13 protein-coding genes and 1 riboswitch are annotated in these 18,536 nt (G+C 33.8%); of the genes, 5 read left to right on the top strand and 8 right to left on the bottom strand.

The window, feature by feature from the left end:
• Positions 1-13 precede the first annotated feature (13 nt).
• The 8 genes from ABNT22_RS04655 to ABNT22_RS04690 all read right to left on the bottom strand — a co-directional run bounded on the left by ABNT22_RS04655 (position 14) and on the right by ABNT22_RS04690 (position 9,490).
• Entirely contained in the window at positions 14-364 is a 351-nt protein-coding gene (locus ABNT22_RS04655; RefSeq protein WP_348714566.1) for a 4Fe-4S dicluster domain-containing protein, read from the bottom strand.
• Between the two features lie 19 nt (positions 365-383).
• On the bottom strand, positions 384-1,631 hold the full coding sequence (locus ABNT22_RS04660) for a sulfate adenylyltransferase subunit 1 (RefSeq protein ID WP_348714569.1): 1,248 nt from the start codon (positions 1,629-1,631) through the stop codon (positions 384-386).
• A 23-nt stretch (positions 1,632-1,654) separates the two neighbouring features.
• Positions 1,655-2,560, bottom strand: a complete 906-nt coding sequence (gene cysD / locus ABNT22_RS04665; protein ID WP_348714570.1) for a sulfate adenylyltransferase subunit CysD — start codon at positions 2,558-2,560, stop codon at positions 1,655-1,657.
• An 11-nt stretch (positions 2,561-2,571) separates the two neighbouring features.
• Positions 2,572-3,198 carry a phosphoadenosine phosphosulfate reductase family protein gene (locus ABNT22_RS04670; protein ID WP_348714573.1) on the bottom strand — a complete coding sequence of 209 codons (627 nt, stop codon included), beginning with the start codon at positions 3,196-3,198 and terminating at the stop codon, positions 2,572-2,574.
• Positions 3,195-3,449, bottom strand: a complete 255-nt coding sequence (locus ABNT22_RS04675) for a DUF2061 domain-containing protein (protein ID WP_348714576.1) — start codon at positions 3,447-3,449, stop codon at positions 3,195-3,197. The genes ABNT22_RS04670 and ABNT22_RS04675 overlap by 4 nt, the downstream gene beginning before the upstream one ends.
• A gap of 112 nt (positions 3,450-3,561) precedes the next feature.
• Complete coding sequence (locus ABNT22_RS04680) at positions 3,562-4,731, bottom strand: O-succinylhomoserine sulfhydrylase (protein WP_348714578.1); 1,170 nt, start codon at positions 4,729-4,731, stop codon at positions 3,562-3,564.
• 37 nt (positions 4,732-4,768) lie between these two features.
• A complete protein-coding gene (gene thrA, locus ABNT22_RS04685; RefSeq protein ID WP_348714579.1) occupies positions 4,769-8,173 on the bottom strand; it encodes a bifunctional aspartate kinase/homoserine dehydrogenase I in 3,405 nt (1,134 codons plus the stop codon).
• Between the two features lie 24 nt (positions 8,174-8,197).
• Positions 8,198-9,490: an O-acetylhomoserine aminocarboxypropyltransferase/cysteine synthase family protein gene (locus ABNT22_RS04690; RefSeq protein WP_348714581.1), complete on the bottom strand. Its 1,293-nt coding sequence runs from the start codon at positions 9,488-9,490 to the stop codon at positions 8,198-8,200.
• Positions 9,491-9,622: 132 nt separating this feature from the next.
• Positions 9,623-9,735: riboswitch (SAM riboswitch) on the bottom strand.
• A 312-nt stretch (positions 9,736-10,047) separates the two neighbouring features.
• Here ABNT22_RS04690 and metK point away from each other — a divergent pair.
• The 5 genes from metK to ABNT22_RS04715 all read left to right on the top strand — a co-directional run bounded on the left by metK (position 10,048) and on the right by ABNT22_RS04715 (position 18,527).
• A complete protein-coding gene (gene metK, locus ABNT22_RS04695) occupies positions 10,048-11,301 on the top strand; it encodes a methionine adenosyltransferase (RefSeq protein ID WP_348714583.1) in 1,254 nt (417 codons plus the stop codon).
• Positions 11,302-11,469: 168 nt separating this feature from the next.
• Positions 11,470-11,919, top strand: a complete 450-nt coding sequence (locus ABNT22_RS04700; protein ID WP_348714586.1) for a hypothetical protein — start codon at positions 11,470-11,472, stop codon at positions 11,917-11,919.
• Positions 11,920-11,940: 21 nt separating this feature from the next.
• Complete coding sequence (locus ABNT22_RS04705; RefSeq protein ID WP_348714587.1) at positions 11,941-14,283, top strand: TolC family protein; 2,343 nt, start codon at positions 11,941-11,943, stop codon at positions 14,281-14,283.
• A 28-nt stretch (positions 14,284-14,311) separates the two neighbouring features.
• Entirely contained in the window at positions 14,312-15,397 is a 1,086-nt protein-coding gene (locus ABNT22_RS04710; protein ID WP_348714590.1) for an efflux RND transporter periplasmic adaptor subunit, read from the top strand.
• A gap of 19 nt (positions 15,398-15,416) precedes the next feature.
• Positions 15,417-18,527, top strand: coding sequence for an efflux RND transporter permease subunit (locus ABNT22_RS04715; protein WP_348714593.1), 3,111 nt, complete (start codon positions 15,417-15,419; stop codon positions 18,525-18,527).
• Positions 18,528-18,536 lie beyond the last annotated feature (9 nt).

Raw genomic sequence — 18,536 nt, forward strand, 5'->3', positions numbered from 1 at the left:
TTTGTAAAGCTTTTTATTCGTTGTGTAAAAATTGTTGCTTTTGAAGCAATTCTTCTTCTGTTTCAACATGGTCTTCATCTGGAACACAGCAATCAACCGGACATACGGCAGCACACTGTGGTTCTTCGTGAAAACCTTTACATTCTGTACATTTATCTGGTACTATAAAGTAGTATTCATCAGATATAGGTTCTTGGTCTAAATCAGCATCGGCTTCGTTACCATTAGGTAATGTTATACTTCCCTCTAAGGCAGTACCTTCACTATATTTCCATTCTATTGCCCCTTCATAAATGGCTGTGTTAGGGCATTCTGGTTCGCATGCACCACAATTGATGCATTCATCGGTTATAATTATTGCCATTGTCTAAATAGTTTAGGAATTAATTGATAAAACCAACACCAGAAGTATTATTTGTTCTTGGATTGATGAGTATAAATGTTCCATTAGATTTGTTGTCTTTGTAACTATCTACAAATAACTGTTTACTCACCTTTAACGATACTTGACCAATTTCATTTAAACTTAACTGAGAAGGAGCTGTTTCTTCACCAGAAAAATCAGTTTTAACTAAGGACGTTATATTGGTAATCTTTGCTTGCGCATCGTTTATTCCGTGTTTTATATAATATTTTTCTGAAGCCTGTAAAGGAGTTTTGTCCATCCAACAAATCGTAGCTTCGAGTTGTTTAACAGCTTTAGGTTCTTCTCCAGATTTTACAATCATATCTCCTCGGCTAATGTTAACATCATCTTCTAAGGTTAAATTGATAGAACTTCCTTTTTGAGCTTCTTGATATTCTTGATTAAAAAAGTGAATACTTTTTACTTTAGATTTTGTAGCAGATGGTAATATGGTAACTTCATCTCCAACAGCAATACTATCTCCATATAGTTTACCCGCATAGCCTCTAAAGTCATGATATTCTTCCGTTTTTGGTCGTACGACTGTTTGTACTGGAAAACGTGCCTTTGCATCTTTCTCTATAGTTTGCGTATCTAAATCTTCTAAGTGATCTAATATACTATGTCCGTTATACCAATCAATTCTTGCAGATTTAGAAACTACATTATCTCCGTGTAAAGCAGAAATAGGAATAAAGGTGATCTTTTGATCTTGGTATTCGCTTTTAGAAGCTAAATATTCTATTTCTCCTTTAATTTCATTGAATTTTTGCTCAGAAAAATCAACCAAATCCATTTTATTTACTGCTACAATTACATCTTTTACTCTCAGTAAATTATTGATAAAAAAGTGACGATAGGTTTGTTCTACAACGCCATTTCTAGCATCTACTAAAATGATAGACGCTTGAGAATTGGAAGCACCGGTCACCATATTACGAGTATATTCAATATGTCCGGGAGTATCAGCTATAATAAAGCTGGTTTTTGGTGTAGAAAAGTAAATATGAGCTACATCAATGGTAATTCCTTGTTCACGTTCTGCTACTAAACCATCGGTTGCCAATGAGAAATCTAAATAGTCAAAACCTCTCTGTTTACTTTTCTCTTCTATAGCTTGTAATTTATCATCGGTAAGCGATTTTGTATCATACAAAATTCTACCTATAAGTGTACTTTTACCATCATCTACACTTCCTGCTGTTGCTATTTTTAGTACATTCATTTGTTTCGTTCTTTAGTGTTGTTTTAGAAATACCCTTGTTGTTTGCGTTTTTCCATGGCTGCTTCCGACCGTTTGTCATCTATTCTAGCGCCTCTCTCTGATATGGTTGATTCTCTAATTTCATCAACAATCGTATCAATATCAATTGCCGTTGATAATACCGCTGCTGTACAACTCATATCACCTACAGTCCTAAAACGCACCATTCGCTCTTGTATCTCTTCATCTTCATCTCTATAAACAACTTCATCGTTAACAGACCATATGAGTCCGTCTCTAACAAAAGTTGCTCTTTTGTGTGCAAAGTAGATGGAAGGGATTTCTATATTTTCTTGTTGAATGTATGACCAAACATCTAATTCTGTCCAGTTAGATATTGGAAATACACGTACGTTTTGACCTAAATCAATACGCCCGTTTAGCATATCGAATAACTCTGGACGTTGATTTTTTTCATCCCATTGACCAAAATCATCGCGTACCGAGAAAATACGCTCTTTAGCTCTTGCTTTTTCCTCATCTCTGCGCGCTCCGCCGATACATGCGTCAAAACCAAACTCTTCTATGGCATCTAATAACGTTTCAGTTTGTAACATGTTTCGGCTCGCGTACTTCCCTGTTTCTTCTTTTACCTTACCAGCATCAATGTTATCTTGTACGTTGCGCACAATGAGTTCAACTCCTAATTCTTCAACTAGTTTATCTCTAAAAGCAATAGTTTCTGGAAAATTGTGTCCTGTATCTATATGCATTAAAGGAAAAGGAATTTTGGCTGGGTAAAATGCTTTTTGAGCAAGTCGCACCAGTGTTATGCTATCTTTTCCCCCAGAAAACAACAACACTGGCTTTTCAAATTGTGCGACAACTTCTCTTAAAATATATATGGCTTCACTTTCTAAAGCTCCAACTCTAATGATATTCGTATTCATAATGCTATTTTTTAAATATGTAAACCACATTCTCTATTGCTTTCAACTTTGGTTGGGTCGAAATATTTAAACTCATTTGGCAATTGATGTTCCTCTAAATAGGTATCTAAATCTGCGTCTGACCAGTGGTAAAATGGACTTACTTTTAAAATACCGTCTTTGCTATAAGAAAGAATTCCAATATTATCTCTAAAAGCAGTTTGTCCTTTTCTAAGATTGGTAAACCAAACTTCTGGTTGATGTTCTTCCATGGCTCTTTTAAAAGGCTCTAGCTTTACTTGCTCAGTAAAAATTGAATGCTTAGGATCATCAATTGTTGGAAGTCCTAAGGTTTGATTTCTATGTGCAACTGTTTGCTTTGGAACATATAGTTGTACATTTAAATCAAGTTTTTCAATTACTTCTTCTGCATGTTTATAGGTTTGCGGAGTATTATATCCGGTATCGCACCAAACAACTTTTGTCGCAGAGTTTACTTGTGTTACTGCATGTAAAATAACTGCTTCATAGGGTCTGAAATTGGTTGTAAGAATTGTTCTTTGTTGCAAATCAAATGCCCATTCCACTATTTCCTTCGGAGCTAGCTTTTCCAGTCCTTTATTTAATTCTTCAATATTTAATTGCTTTTCTAATCTCATTTTTTGCCCCATTTTATTGTGTTCCAAAGTCTTTCGTGAAAAAAGTAAAGTATCATTTTTGTTCCTAATTCAATGCCTCCTATAGAGAGTGCTGTAGTTACTTTTCCTGTGATAATCCAAGAAATAAGGATAGTATCGACAGTTCCTACAACTCTCCAGCTAATAGATTTAGCGATGCTTCTGATAGGTTTTTCAGACTCTTTATCACGCTTAAAATTTTTATTGTTATCAATTACTTGTTCTAAAATCATTTTTAAAATTCTATTACCCTATAGGATTAATAGGTTTTTAAGTTTGCAAATGTAAGCTTACATTTTAATTGACCAAATCTTTTTTAAAAAATTAACAATTGCTTAATGATTGTTAAATACAGGAAAGGGCAGAAGAGAGGTCTTTGATAACATCTTCTACATTTTCTAATCCAATTGAACATCGCACCAAACCGTCAGTAATACCAACTTCTAACCTGTCTTGTTCACTAAGTTTACTGTGTGTTGTAGAGGCAGGATGCGTAACAATGGTACGGGTGTCTCCTAAGTTAGCAGAGAGCGAACACATTGTAATATTGTTTAAAAATGTTCTCCCTGCTTCGATACCTCCTTGAATTTCAAAAGCAACAATGTTACCTCCCAGTCTCATTTGTTTTTTCGCTACTTCATATTGCGGATGAGATTTTAAAAATGGATATTTTACCAAGTTTACCTTTGGGTGTTCTTCTAAAAATTGCGCTACTTTTAAAGCATTTTCACAATGTTTCTCCACGCGTAATGAAAGTGTTTCTAAACTTTTAGAGAGTACCCAAGCATTGAAAGGAGACATTGCAGGTCCCGTATTTCTTGAGAATAAATATATTTCTCTAATTAAATCTGCTTTTCCAACAGTTACTCCTCCTAAAACTCTTCCTTGTCCGTCAATTAATTTGGTAGCAGAATGAATCACCAAATCAGCTCCAAATTTAATAGGGTTTTGAAGATAAGGAGTAGCAAAACAGTTATCTATTACTAACAATAGATTATGTTTTTTAGCAATCTTACCTAATAGCTCTAAATCCAAAATATCCACTGCAGGATTGGTTGGCGTTTCAGCATATAAAATTTTGGTATTTGGTTGTATCAAATCTTCTATTTTATCCGCTTCATTTACTTTAAAATAGCTCGTTTCAATATTCCATTTTGGAAAATATTTAGTAAACAAACTGTGTGTTGAACCAAATACAGATCTTGAAGAAACAATGTGATCTCCTGCATTTAGTAGAGCACCAAAAGTAGAAAACACAGCAGCCATACCTGTAGCAAAAGCATAGCCAGCTTCCGCACCTTCCATAGCTACAATTTTATTTGTAAACTCGGTTGTATTCGGATTTGAAAAACGGCTATAGAGATTCTTTTCTTTTTCTTCTGCGAAAGAAGCTCTCATGTCTTCAGCATCATCAAATACAAAACTAGATGTTAGATACAATGGCGTAGAATGTTCTGAAAATTGTGAACGTTCTGTTTGCGTTCTGATGGCTTGTGTTTCGAAATTTGTACTCATTTTTGTTTGTTAGGTTTGTTACCTGATTGTTTTATAATTAGTTGTTTGTTTTTGCTAGTCGTAAGATGTCTCCAAAGACACCTCTTGCAGTTACTTCTGCACCTGCACCTGCTCCTTGAATCACGATAGGTTGCTCTCCATAAGATTCGGTGTAGATTTCAAATATGGCATCCGATCCTTTTAAACTTCCTAATGGTGAGTTTTCAGGAACAGATACTAATTTTACGTCCAATTCACCTTTTGATTGTTGAAGATCACCGTGTAAATCACCTATATATCGCAATACATGACCTTCTTCTTGTTTGTCTTTTTTCTCTTGGAAATACGTATTGAGATTTACAAGACTTTGTAAGAATGCTGAAGCCGAAATTTTTCTAAGACTTTGCGGAATTAAATTTTTAATATTAATGTCTTCAAATTCATTTTCTAAATCCAGTTCACGTGCTAGAATCAATAATTTTCTAGCCACATCATTACCACATAAATCTTCTCTAGGATCTGGTTCAGTATACCCTTTGTCAATGGCTTCTTGTAAGATTGTTGAGAAAGGTACATCTTGAGTAGAGTAATGATTAAAGATATAGCTTAAAGATCCAGAAAAGACCCCTCTAATTCGTACAATATTCTCTCCAGAATCATGCAATAATTTAATAGTGTCTATTAAAGGCAACCCAGCACCTACATTGGTTTCATAGAGGTAGTTCTTTTTATTTTTTTCTAAGGTGTTTCTTAACTTTTTATAGAATTCATAAGAAACTGTATTGGCAATTTTATTGGAAGAAACTAAATCAAAACCAGCTTCTACCAAAGAGATATAATTTTGAGTAAATCCTTCGCTTGCGGTATTGTCTACTGCAATCAAGTTTTCTAAATGATGTTCTTTAGCGTATGCAATTACCTGCTGAATTAGATTGTCTTTATTTTCTGTATTCGCTAAATCTTCTTGCCAGTTTTTAGAAACTCCATTTTTATTTAATAATACAGTTTTAGAGTTGGCAATCGCAAAAATGTTTAAATGAATTTTACGCTTTTCTAATATATTATTGGCACTATCTAATATTTGGTTAATTAAAGTTCCGCCTACTAAACCTTTACCAAAAACAGCAATATTTACCTTTTTAGCTACCCCAAATACTTGTCCGTGAATAACGTTTAAAGCTTTGTGTAAATGTTCTTTTTTTACCACCAAACTCACATTTTTTCCAGAAATGGTATTGTTGAATAAAAGAGGAACAATTTGGTTTTTGATGAGTGCATTAAAAGGTTGATGAAATTCACTAAGGTTTTGTCCGATGATCGAGATAACAGAAACATCATCAAGAATGGAAATTTTGTTTACATCTTTGGTGTAAAAATCATTTTCAAATTCATTTTCTAAAGCTTTCACAGCTATTTCAGCTTTGTCCTTATCAACGACAAGTCCAATACCTCTTTCTGAAGAACCTTGTGAAATAATACTAACGCTTACTCCTTGAAGACTTAGTGCTTTAAAAATTCGTGCGTCGACACCTACTTTACCTAACAAGCCTCTTCCTTCAAAGTTAATCAGAGCAACATTGTCTAATACAGATAAAGACTTGATACCTTCTGAATTTGATTTTGCGGTAATCAGTGTTCCTTTATCGTTAGGTTTAAAGGTGTTTAATATTCTAAGATTGATATTTTTTTCTAATAAAGGAACAATAGTTTTGGCATGTAAAATATTGGCTCCAAAATTGGCAAGTTCATTGGCTTCTGAAAAAGACAACTCTTCTATTTTTTTTGCATCTTGAACTAAATCAGGATTGGCGGTAAAAATGCCATCTACATGTGTGTAATTTTGCAATTCTTCTGCATCTAAATAGTTTGCTAGTAAAGAAGCGGTATAATTACTTCCGTTTCGCCCTAAAGTAGTTGTTTCGTTTTTGACGGTTGAAGCAATAAAACCAGTTATAATATTTACGGTGTTACCATTGTGTTTTTGAAAATGCGCGTTTACATTTTCTTTAGAAAGCCCAATAATGGGTTGCGCATTTCCGTAGTTTTCATCAGTTTTAAGTAAAATTCTTGCGTCGGTTGGATTTGCATTAATCCCTTTTTGTTCTAATAACTCAGCAACAGTTTTTATAGATAATAATTCACCTTGTGCTAAAACTTCGTCTTTAATTTTATTGCTATAATCACCTAATAAACTTACTCCTTCAAAAAGCTTTTCTAATCGCTCAAATTCCTTGGTGAAATCTACCAAAGGAGTTAGTAATGATTGTTCTCGTTTAAAAGCTTCTAGTTGATCAATATAGGTTTGGTTTTTAGAAGCTTTTTCCAAAATGCTTTCTAAAATATCTGTAGCTTTTCCTCTAGCAGATACTACGACTGCAATTCGTTCTCCGTCATTAATTTTATCCTCTATGATTGAAATAACCTTATGAATTCCATCATTTGATAAAGATTTTCCTCCAAATTTTAAAACTTTCATTTTTTTAGTTGTGCTATTTTTATTGAAGATTGGTTCTATAATCTTCTTAAGTTGTTCGTATTCTATTAAAAAAGCATCATGCCCATGTACCGAATGTATTTCGTTGTAGGTAACATTAGGGTGAACGCTAGCTAATTCCTTTTGAGTTTCCCTATTTTCTTCTGCGGTAAAAAACAAATCAGAGTCTACACCTACAATATGGATGTCTGCCTCTATTTTTTCTAATACATTTAATTCTTCTCTGTCTTTGGTTACATCAATCGTTTTCAATAATTGATTCATCAGTTTATATGAAGCTAGTTGATATCTTTCCTGAAGTTTTTTTCCGTGATGTAACAACCAACTTTCTACATTAAAGATTTGAAGTGTTTCATTTTTTGAACGTTGAAATCGATCTTTGAATGATTTAGGAGTTCGATAACATAGCATGGCATGCATGCGAGCATCATGAACAGGATTGTTAGAATTGGTTAAAAACAATTCTTGTATTTGACAATTTGCAATAAGCCAATCAGTCGATTTCCAATCGGTTGCAACAGGAATTAAATGTTGTGTGATTTTTGGATTAAGAACAACCATCTCCCAAGCAATTCCTCCACCCAAAGAACCTCCAATTAAAGCAAAAAGCTTTTTAATATTTAAGGCTTTTAATCCTAATAAAAAGATATTAGCAATATCTCTTGCAATAAAACTTTTATAATCTTCAATTAAAAAATTATCATAACCATTACCAGGAATATTGAAGCAAAGTATGGTATAGGTATTGGTGTCAATAACTTTATTGTTCCCAATAAGGTCGCCCCACCAACCATCTTTACCTGCAACGTTACTATTTCCAGTTAAAGCATGATTAATTAATATTACAGGTGCAGTACCCAGTTTTTTACCGAACAACTGGTAACTTAAAGGGAGATTTTGATACTGGGTACCACGCTCTGTAACATAGCTGTCAATAATTAATTGACGTAAAGTTTTAGATGTACTCATTTTTTACTTTTTGAGAATAGGTAATTACACTAAAACTTCTTGAGCTACTTTGGCAAAAGCTTCTTTTAAATCTGATTTCAAATCCTCAATATTTTCAAGACCCACCGACAATCTGATTAAATCTTGTGAAACACCAGTGCTTTGCTGTTGTTCTTCCGATAATTGTTGATGTGTGGTACTTGCTGGGTGAATGATAAGAGATTTGGTGTCTCCAATGTTCGCTAGTAAAGAAAATAATTGAGTGTTATCAGCAATAATTTTGGCAGCATCATATCCACCTTTCGCACCAAAGGTTACAATTCCACTTTGTCCTTTTGGTAAATATTCATCTGCTAAGTTTTTATAAGAACTATTTTCTAGTCCTGGGTAATTAACCCAAGCTACTTCGTCTTGTTGTTCTAGCCATTTGGCTAACTCCAATGCGTTTTTACTATGTTGTTGAATTCTTACTTCTAAAGTTTCCAGTCCTTGAATAATTTGAAAGGCATTGGTTGGACTTAAGGCACCTCCGAAATCTCGTAGTCCTTCAAGAATCAATTTAAAAGTGTAAGAAGCTGCTCCTAAGGTTTCGTAATATTTTAAACCGTGATATCCTTTTGAAGGTTCTGTAAATTCAGGAAACTTTCCGTTTGCCCAATCAAAATTTCCTGCATCTACGATAACACCACCTAAAGAATTTCCTTGTCCGCCAATATATTTTGTTAAGGAATGTATTACAATATTAGCTCCATGCTCTATTGGGTTTAAAAGGGCAGGAGTAGCTACGGTGTTATCAACAATAAAAGGAACTTGTGCTTTTTTAGCATATCTAGAAATAGCTTTTAGGTCTAAGACGTCCAATTTTGGATTCCCTAATGATTCTACAAAGAAAGCTCTGGTGTTTTCTTGTACTGCATTTTCAAAGTTTTCAGGATTAGAAGCATCAACAAAAGTGGTGGTAATTCCTAGTCTTGGTAAGGTAACGTTTAACAAATTGTATGTTCCTCCGTACAAGCTACTAGAAGCCACAATATGATCACCAGCTTTTAGTAAGGTTAATAATCCTGTTGAAATAGCGGCAGTTCCAGAAGCAAAAACAACGGCTCCGATTCCACCTTCAAGAGCAGCTAAGCGTTCTTGTAAAATTTGGTTGGTAGGATTATTTAATCTGGTGTAAATAAATCCTAATTCTTGTAATGAAAACAGATTAGCAGCATGATCCGAGTTGTTAAACACGTATGAAGTGGTTTGATAAATCGGAACAGCCCTAGTGCCTCCTGTTTGTGTTACATCATGTCCTGCATGTAATGCATTTGTTGCAAATTTTTGCGTACTCATTTTTCTTGTTTTTGAGTTAATAAAAAATTAAACCAAAAGCCAACAACACATCTTTTTTAAGATGTTGCTTACTAGAAAAATGTTATTAAGAAATCATAAAGAAGTTTTGTAGTTTTATAAAAAAACTTCTTTTGGTTATCTATCCACGAGTAATATACTCTGGTAGAATTTAGCACCTTCTCTGCTTGCGCAAAGGGTTGCTAAGGTTTCATAGGGTCTAATCCCTCCACCTTTCTTGATAACATCGTCAATAAGTGTTTGAACTTTTACGAGTACAAATATTCAGTAAGAAAAAAATAATATCCAAATTTTTTATGTTATTTTTTTTCGGTTAATGATTTATATACTACGTATATAGAAAATCAATTTTAATTCTTTTTTAACAAAAAGCTTTTTGAAATATGAATTTAATCGATAAATTTGCACCTGATTTAGAGGAAAAATTTGTTCTGATTGCAACCTCAATAAAAAATGCTAAAGCAGTAATTTTCTACTCCTTTAGGTAGTCGTGCAATCCTAATTTTTTTTTTCTTTTACCTAACTAAAAAAAGAAGTTTATGTCATATTTATTTACTTCAGAAAGTGTTTCTGAAGGACACCCAGATAAAGTAGCAGATCAAATTTCTGATGCTTTAATAGATAATTTTTTGGCTTTTGACCCTGAATCTAAAGTTGCTTGTGAAACGCTAGTAACTACTGGTCAAGTTGTATTAGCTGGAGAAGTAAAATCAAGTACATATTTAGATGTTCAAAAAATTGCTCGTGAGGTAATTAACAAAATTGGTTATACCAAAGGAGAATATATGTTTGATGGAAATTCTTGTGGAGTATTATCTGCAATCCATGAACAATCAGATGATATTAACCGTGGTGTAGATAGAGCTTCAAAAGAGGAGCAAGGAGCAGGAGATCAAGGAATGATGTTTGGATATGCTACCAATGAAACGGATAACTATATGCCTTTGGCTTTAGATTTATCGCACTTAATTTTAAAAGAATTAGCAGAATTACGTAGAGAAAATAAAGAGATTACTTATTTACGTCCAGATGCTAAAAGTCAGGTAACTATTGAGTATTCTGATGATAATGTACCACAGCGTATCGAAGCAATTGTAGTGTCTACACAACACGATGATTTTGATGAGGATGACGTAATGTTAGCGAAGATTAGAAAGGATATCGTTGAGATTTTAATTCCTAGAGTAAAAGCAAAATTATCTGCTGAAAATCAAGGTTTATTTAACGATGATATCAAGTATCATATCAATCCTACTGGAAAGTTTGTAATTGGTGGACCACATGGAGATACTGGTTTAACAGGTCGTAAGATTATTGTAGATACCTATGGTGGTAAAGGAGCACACGGAGGTGGAGCATTTTCAGGAAAAGATCCATCAAAAGTAGATAGAAGTGCTGCGTATGCAACACGTCATATTGCTAAAAATTTAGTTGCTGCTGGAGTTGCTGATGAAGTATTAGTACAAGTTTCTTATGCTATTGGAGTAGTAGAGCCAATGGGTATTTTTGTTGATACGTACGGAACTGCAAAAGTAGATTTAACAGATGGAGAGATTGCTGCGAAAGTTTCTGAAATTTTCGATATGCGTCCACATGCAATTGAAAGCCGTTTGAAATTAAGAACACCGATGTATAGTGAAACAGCTGCTTACGGTCATATGGGGCGTGTAAATGAAGTTGTTTCTAAAACATTTACACAACCAAATGGTGAAAAGAAAACCATGGATGTTGAATTATTTACATGGGAAAAGTTAGATTACGTAGCGAAAGTGAAAGAAAGCTTTACGTTGTAATTCTAAATAAAATACAATTCAAAACACCTCTTTAATTTTTAAAGAGGTGTTTTTTTTATGACATACTTTTAAAAGTGATATGTGTAGTTAAGTTGTTTACAATCAGTTTTTAAGTTTTAGTTTCCGATACTGGAAACTAATTTGTATATTTGTCATAAATTTTTTAAATTGAACACTGCAGATCGTAAAGAAATATTAGAATTATATGCTGCTGCATTTAAAGTAGATAATTATCCTCCCACAGCTGGTAAGATTTTAGGTTTGTTGTATACCTCAAATCAACGTTACTTTTCCTTTGAAGACTTAATTGATGCTGTTGATGTAACGAAAAGTGCCATAAGTAAAGCCTTAAAATTTTTAGAAACAACTGGTGAAGTCAGTTATATATATGATGAAAAGAATAAGAGAAAACGTCTTTTTTATTTAGATATAGTTTCTGTAAAAGAACAGTTGTATAAAAATTTACAAGCCTATCATACTCAAATTAAATTGATGGAGGCATCATTGAAATTGAGAAATGAAGAAAACAAAGATTTAAATTCTTTTATAAAAACTTCTATTGAGTTTTATACAGAGGTTTTAAATTATTATGAAGAAAGACTTAAAAATCACTTTTAAAAACTAATCTAACTATTATATATGAAAAAACACATCTTAAGTTTATTACTTCTGTGTTTAGCTCTAACACTAAATGCTCAGAAAAAGACCTACGCTGTTGGTTTTTTATTTGATGAAGTAAATATAGAAGCAAAACCGCTTTTAGAGCAGTTAAAAAAGGAAATAAAAGCGGTGGTTGGAGAAGATGCTACCATTGTTTTCAACTCCAAGAATCAGCTGGTTAGTGGATATGATATTGCTAAAGCAAGATCCAATTACAACCAATTAAAACAAACCTGTGATATTATAATTTCATTTGGTGCTTTTGACAATTTGGTAATTCGCCAAGAAAAAGCATATCCCGTTCCTGTGTTAACCGTTGGAGGTTTGAGTAGTGAGGTGTCTGGAATAAATAAGTTACAGAAAACATCAGGTATCAATAACCTAACTTACATTGTTTCTAATGATAGTTTTTCCGAAGATATTAAAACCTTTCAGCAATTAGCAAAGTTTAAAACAGTAGGAATTGTTGTAGAAAGACCCTTAACAGAATTAATAGATTTTAATGAGGTGTTTCATAAGAGTTTAAAAGGAAGTGAAATTAATTTTAAATTGATTCCTTATACTACTTTAGATGATATTTTTAAGAATTTAAACGGAATCGATGCCTTACAACTAGCAGGAGGATTCTCGTTAAAAACTTCAGAAGTAAAAGAATTGGCCCAAAAACTAATTGAGCAAAAAATACCATCGTTTAGTTCTGTAAGAAAATCAGATGTAGCTAACGGGATTTTAGCTACTAATCAAACCGAAGATAATTTTAATACCTTCTTTCGTAGAATAGCCCTTTCTATAGAGTCTTATGTGAACGGAACTAATTTTTCTGAACTTCCAGTACTATTAGATTTCAATAATGAACTAACCTTAAATTTTAATACGGCTCAAGCTCTAGATGTACCCTTACGATATAGTTTAATTGGTCAAACAGAATTTATAGGAGATGTCAATAACAATCCATCGGCACAGAAGGTATATGATTTACCAATGGTGATTAATGATGTACTTGAAAATAATCTATCATTACAAGCGGTTGAAAAAGACGTGTTGGTTAGCGAACAAAATGTAAAAACAGCTAAAAGTAATTACTTACCAAGTGTTACTGCTACGGCAACAGGAACTTATGTAGATCCTAATATTGCAGAAATAAGTAACGGACAAAATCCAGAATTTGGAGCTTCTGGAAATGTTACGTTACAACAAGTGGTGTTTTCAGAAAGTGCTAATGCAAATATTCGCATTCAAAAAAGCCTAGCAAAGGCACAACGAGAACAATTTAACACAGAGCAATTAGATGCTATTTTTAATGGAGCAAATGCCTATTTCAATGCCTTGATTCTTAAGGCGAATTTAGATATTCAAATGCGCAATTTAGACCTTACCAAAAAGAACTTACAAATTGCCGAAGAGAACTATAATGCAGGACAATCAGGAAAAACCGATGTATTGCGTTTACAAAGTCAGCAAGCACAGAATACACAAGCCATGATTGAAGCTATTAATCGATTGAATCAAAGTTTTATCGGAATCAATCAATTAACCAATAATGCAACCGATTATGAAATAGATGTAAAAGAAGCTTCTTTAGATGAAGAATTGTTTCAGCAGTATAACTACGATAAGTTTATTGATATTCTTGATTCTCCCGTACAACGTGATCCTTTTGTAGAATTTTTGATTCAAGAAGCTTTAAAAAACGCTCCAGAATTAAAGCAATTAAACTACAATTTAGATGCAGTAAAACGTCAAACAAAACTATATGGTAAAGGACGTTTCTTGCCTACACTTGCGCTGCAAGGACAATACAATTATCAGTTTTCACGCTCTGGAGTAGGAAGTACATTTCCAACGGGCTTTCCTACGCCTCCAGATGGAAATTATAATGTCGGATTGAACTTAAGCTTGCCTATTTTTAATAAAAACACCAATAATATTAACAAGCAAACGGCCATTATTCAGCAAGAACAAATTGAAATAAACTCAAATAATGTGAAGCTAGCTATTTCAGCCAACGTAAGAAATGGCGTGTTGAGTTTAATCAATCAAATTTCAAATATTGAATTGTCAAAAGTTTCAGAAGTATCTGCAAAAGAAGCGCTTGATTTAACGCAAACATCGTATTCTACAGGAGCTGTAAATATTGTTCAACTATTGGATGCACAAAACAATTATCTGAATGCGCAATTGGCTAAAGCAAATGCAATATACAATTACCTCATAGCAACATTGCAATTAGAGCGTTATTTAGGGTATTACTTTTTATTACATACCGATGATGATAATGCAAAGTTTAACCAACGTTTTTTAGAATTCTTGAATAACAACTAATACAACTAATCTACAATACACCAACACCATGAAAAACATCACTCAATTAATATTATTATGTGTTTTTTCTCTAATTTTCTTTTCATGTGGTAAAGAGAAAAAAGAAGTACAACAAGCATTAAGACCTGTAAAGTATCAACAAATTGGATATTTGGGAGGCGATAAAATCCGTACGTTTAGTGGAACTGCAAAGACCGATAAAATCATCAATTTAAGCTTTAGAAGTTCAGGGATTATTACTGAGTTTAATATGAAACTGGGACAAAAAGTAAACAAAGGACAATTGTTAGCAAAACTGGACAATGTACAATCGAGATTGTCATTTGAACAAGCAAGAACCCAAGTAAACAGTGCACAATCGCAAATGAATACAGCAAAGTTAGGATTGAATCGTGTACGTTCTTTGTATGAAAAAGGGAGTGCTTCTTTAAGTGATTTTGAAAATGCAAAGAACAGTTATAAAACGGCGCAAGAAGCATTCAACTCAGCAAAAAGAGGATTGGATATTCAGGCAGAACAAATAAAATTTGGATTTATCTATGCACCCGATAGTGGAGTCATTGCTTCGGTAAGTGCTGAAATTGATGAAAATGTAAATCCAGGGCAAACCATTGCAACCTTGAATGCTGGAACCGAAATGGAAATTACCTTAGGATTGCCAGAAAGTGTGATTAATGGTGTAAAAGAGAATATGAAAGTAGATGTAACTTTTACCGCATTGGCAAATAAAAAATTTATTGGAAAGGTAACGGAAGTTGCGCCGGCAGTGAGTGCCAATACAGCTACATATCCAGTAAAAATTGCAGTCACAAATCCATCAGATTTAATTAAAAGTGGAATGGCATCGAATGTAACTTTCGATTTTGGAAATCATACCTTAGATGATAAAGTGTTGGTGGCTCCTGCACATGCTGTGGGAGAAGATAGTAATGGGAATTTTGTATTTGTTGTGAATGGAGAAGGAGAGAAAGGAACGGTTAAAAAGCAAAAAGTAACCATAGGCAAGCTTACTTCAGAAGGTTTCGAAATAACTTCAGGATTAAATGCAGGACAGAAGATAGCTACAGCAGGGTTGCAAACTTTGTTAGATGGGCAAGAAGTAAAATTGAATTAATCTAACAAAACCAGTCAATATGAATTTAGCAAAATTCTCAATAGATAAGAATAGAATTACCCTAATGGTACTTGCAACCATTGTTATCATGGGGCTTGTCATGTATTCTGGATTGTCGCGTGATAGTATGCCTCCATATACAGTACGCGTAGCAACGGTAGTTTCTGTATTTCCAGGGGCGAGTCCTGAGCGTGTAGAACAATTGGTAACGGATAAGATAGAAAAAGTAGCACAAGAATTACCTGAGTTAAAAGATGTAAATTCTACGTCTCGTACAGGATTATCGGTAGTTTCAGTAACTTTAAAAGATGAAACCTCTCCTGAAAAATTACAATCTGTTTGGGATCGTTTACGAAGAAAATTAAACGCTATTCAAGGGTTACCGCAAGGAGTGAATCCGAATTTGAATGATGACGGAATTGGAGATGTATATGGTATTGTGGTTGGTTTAACTTCAGATGGGTTTAGCTATGCTGAAATGAAAGATTATGCCGATGATATCAAAGATGATTTGATTCGCTTACCAGATGCTGCAAAAGTAAGTATGGGAGGTTCACAAGACGAACGTGTATTTGTTGAATTTGACAATACGCGTTTAAAAGAATATGGTTTGTCTGCTTCTAAACTGCAACAAATAATTGGTACCACCAATATTTTAAACTCAGGAGGTCAGGTAAATGTAGGGGATGAACGTATTATTTTAGAACCTACTGGAAACTTTAACTCGGTAAGTGATATTAGAGATATGTTGGTGCCTGTGGGAAATGGATCTCAACTGGTAAAATTGGGAGATATTACGACAGTTAAAAAAGGTTATGTAGATCCGTCAAGTCAAGAAGTATTTATCAATGGGAAAAAAGCCATTTCATTACATGTCAACCTAAAGAAAAACTCGAATGTAATTGAGTTAGGAAATCAAGTAAATGGTGTTGTGAATGAATGGCAAAATAGATTACCAGTTGGATTAGAACTAACCCGTGTATCATCTTTAGATACCTATATTGATGATAAAGTAGATAACTTTATTAGCAATCTAATGCAATCTATTGCGATTGTATTAGTGGTAATGTTAGTATTTCTAGGATTCCGAACTGGTTTTGTGATTGCAAGTTTAATTCCGATTGTAACCATCATGACTTTGATGATTATGGGGCTGATGAAAATAGGATTGAATCAAGTAACATTAGCGGCCTTAATTATGGCATTAGGAATGCTGGTAGATAATGCCATTGTGGTAGCAGAAACCATTATGGTAAAGCTCGAACAAGGCGTTGATAAGTATAAGGCTGCAGTAGATGCATTCTCAGAATTATGGATGCCTTTATTAATTTCTACCTTAACTACATCGGCAGCCTTTTTAGCCTTTTATTTATCGCCAACTTCTATGGGAGATATTGTAGGGCCTATTTTCGTAGTAATTTCTATTGCGTTATTATCTTCTTGGTTTATTGCGTTAACCGTAATTACCTTATTCTGTTATTTATTCTTAAAAGTAGCGCCAAAAGAAACTAAAACACCTAGTTTGATTGATCGTGTGATTAATAATTTAAAAGTGGGGTATAAGGATTTAATCATGGTAGCACTTCGTAATAAATACAAAGTGATTGTAGGAATTTTTATTGCCTTTTTTGCTTCCTTATATGGTTTCGGATTTATTCCATTTGTATTCTTCCCAGATAGTGATCGAAATATGATTACGGTAGATATTAATTTACCACAAGGAACAAAAATTGAGCGTACCAAAGAAGTGGTGGCTGCTTTGGAGAAATACATGATTGATAACCTAAAAACCAAAGAGGGTCGTGAGTTAGGAATCGTAGATTGGAGTGCCTATGTTGGAGAAGGACCAGAGTCCTATGATTTAGGATATTCGCCAGATGAAGCCAATTCAAACTATGCCCATATCTTGGTAAATACTTCTTCGTTTAATGAGAATAAGGAAATGATAGCGCAATTAGATAGCTATGCGTTTAACAATTTTCCGAATGCAGATATTCGTGTAAGTACCTTATCTAGTGGTGGAGCAAGTACTCCGATTGAAATAGAAGTTTCAGGGAATAATCCAGATGAATTGGCGAAAATTTCAGAAGCGGTAAAACTAAAACTTTCAAGTATCTCAGGAACCAAGAATATCAAAGATAACTGGGGACCAAAGAGTAAGAAGTTTTTGGTAAAAGTAGATCAAAGTAGAGCGCAAACAGCAGGGGTTTCAAGTTCTGATATTGCTACTTCGTTAACTACGGTATTAGACGGATTTCAAACAGGAGAGTACCGAGAAGATGACAAATCAATTCCAATTGTCATGCGTGCAGATGCATCACAACAACAATCCTTAGCTTCTTTAGAAACCTTGAATGTATTTGCACAATCGAGTGGTAGAAGTGTACCTTTATTGCAAGTAGCAGAGATTATTCCGCAATGGCAATATGGTAAGATTGTACGTAAGAATTTGCGAAGAACCATTAATATTACGAGTAAGCTAACAGCGAATGGAAATGCTACCGCAATTACCAATGAAATTACACCTTGGTTAGATGAGCAAATGAAAACTTGGCCATCAGGATATACTTATGAATTAGGTGGAGAAGCAAAACAATCAGCAGAAAGTATGGGTTCTGTCATTGGATATTTACCAATTTCTGGATTTATCATTGTATTGTTATTAATCATTCAGTTTAACTCGTTCCGTAAAATGTTTATGGTAGTATTAACCATTCCATTAGGAATAATTGGAGTGGTGATTGGCTTATTGACCTTCCAAGAACCTTTCGGATTTATGCCTTTCTTAGGGGTGATTTCTTTAGCAGGAATTGTAATTAACAATGCCATTGTATTGATAGACCGTATGGAAATAGAATTGGCAGCAGGACGTAGTGAACAAGATTCTGTAATCGCAGCCTGTTTACAACGTTTCAGACCTATTTTATTGGCAACCTTTACAACGGTATTAGGATTGATTCCATTATATCTTTCAGGAGGAGAGATGTGGGAAGGAATGGCCGTAAGTATTATGATCGGATTGTTATTTGGTACCATTATTACCTTATTGTTTATCCCATCCTTGTACAGTGCTTTGTTTAAAGTGAGTTATAAAGGCTATGACTTTAACGAGCAATTATTAGAAGAATAAAAAAGTATA

The organism is Tenacibaculum sp. 190130A14a, assembly GCF_964048965.1.
GTDB classification, from domain to species: domain Bacteria; phylum Bacteroidota; class Bacteroidia; order Flavobacteriales; family Flavobacteriaceae; genus Polaribacter; species Polaribacter polynesiense.

What these genes read in the sequence shown, in the direction of transcription:
- ABNT22_RS04655 (WP_348714566.1), bottom strand. Translation starts at nt 364, where the DNA reads ATGGCAATAATTATAACCGATGAATGCATCAATTGTGGTGCATGCGAA.
- ABNT22_RS04660 (WP_348714569.1), bottom strand. Translation starts at nt 1,631, where the DNA reads ATGAATGTACTAAAAATAGCAACAGCAGGAAGTGTAGATGATGGTAAA.
- cysD (WP_348714570.1), bottom strand. Translation starts at nt 2,560, where the DNA reads ATGAATACGAATATCATTAGAGTTGGAGCTTTAGAAAGTGAAGCCATA.
- ABNT22_RS04670 (WP_348714573.1), bottom strand. Translation starts at nt 3,198, where the DNA reads ATGAGATTAGAAAAGCAATTAAATATTGAAGAATTAAATAAAGGACTG.
- ABNT22_RS04675 (WP_348714576.1), bottom strand. Translation starts at nt 3,449, where the DNA reads ATGATTTTAGAACAAGTAATTGATAACAATAAAAATTTTAAGCGTGAT.
- ABNT22_RS04680 (WP_348714578.1), bottom strand. Translation starts at nt 4,731, where the DNA reads ATGAGTACAAATTTCGAAACACAAGCCATCAGAACGCAAACAGAACGT.
- thrA (WP_348714579.1), bottom strand. Translation starts at nt 8,173, where the DNA reads ATGAGTACATCTAAAACTTTACGTCAATTAATTATTGACAGCTATGTT.
- ABNT22_RS04690 (WP_348714581.1), bottom strand. Translation starts at nt 9,490, where the DNA reads ATGAGTACGCAAAAATTTGCAACAAATGCATTACATGCAGGACATGAT.
- metK (WP_348714583.1), top strand. Translation starts at nt 10,048, where the DNA reads ATGTCATATTTATTTACTTCAGAAAGTGTTTCTGAAGGACACCCAGAT.
- ABNT22_RS04705 (WP_348714587.1), top strand. Translation starts at nt 11,941, where the DNA reads ATGAAAAAACACATCTTAAGTTTATTACTTCTGTGTTTAGCTCTAACA.
- ABNT22_RS04710 (WP_348714590.1), top strand. Translation starts at nt 14,312, where the DNA reads ATGAAAAACATCACTCAATTAATATTATTATGTGTTTTTTCTCTAATT.
- ABNT22_RS04715 (WP_348714593.1), top strand. Translation starts at nt 15,417, where the DNA reads ATGAATTTAGCAAAATTCTCAATAGATAAGAATAGAATTACCCTAATG.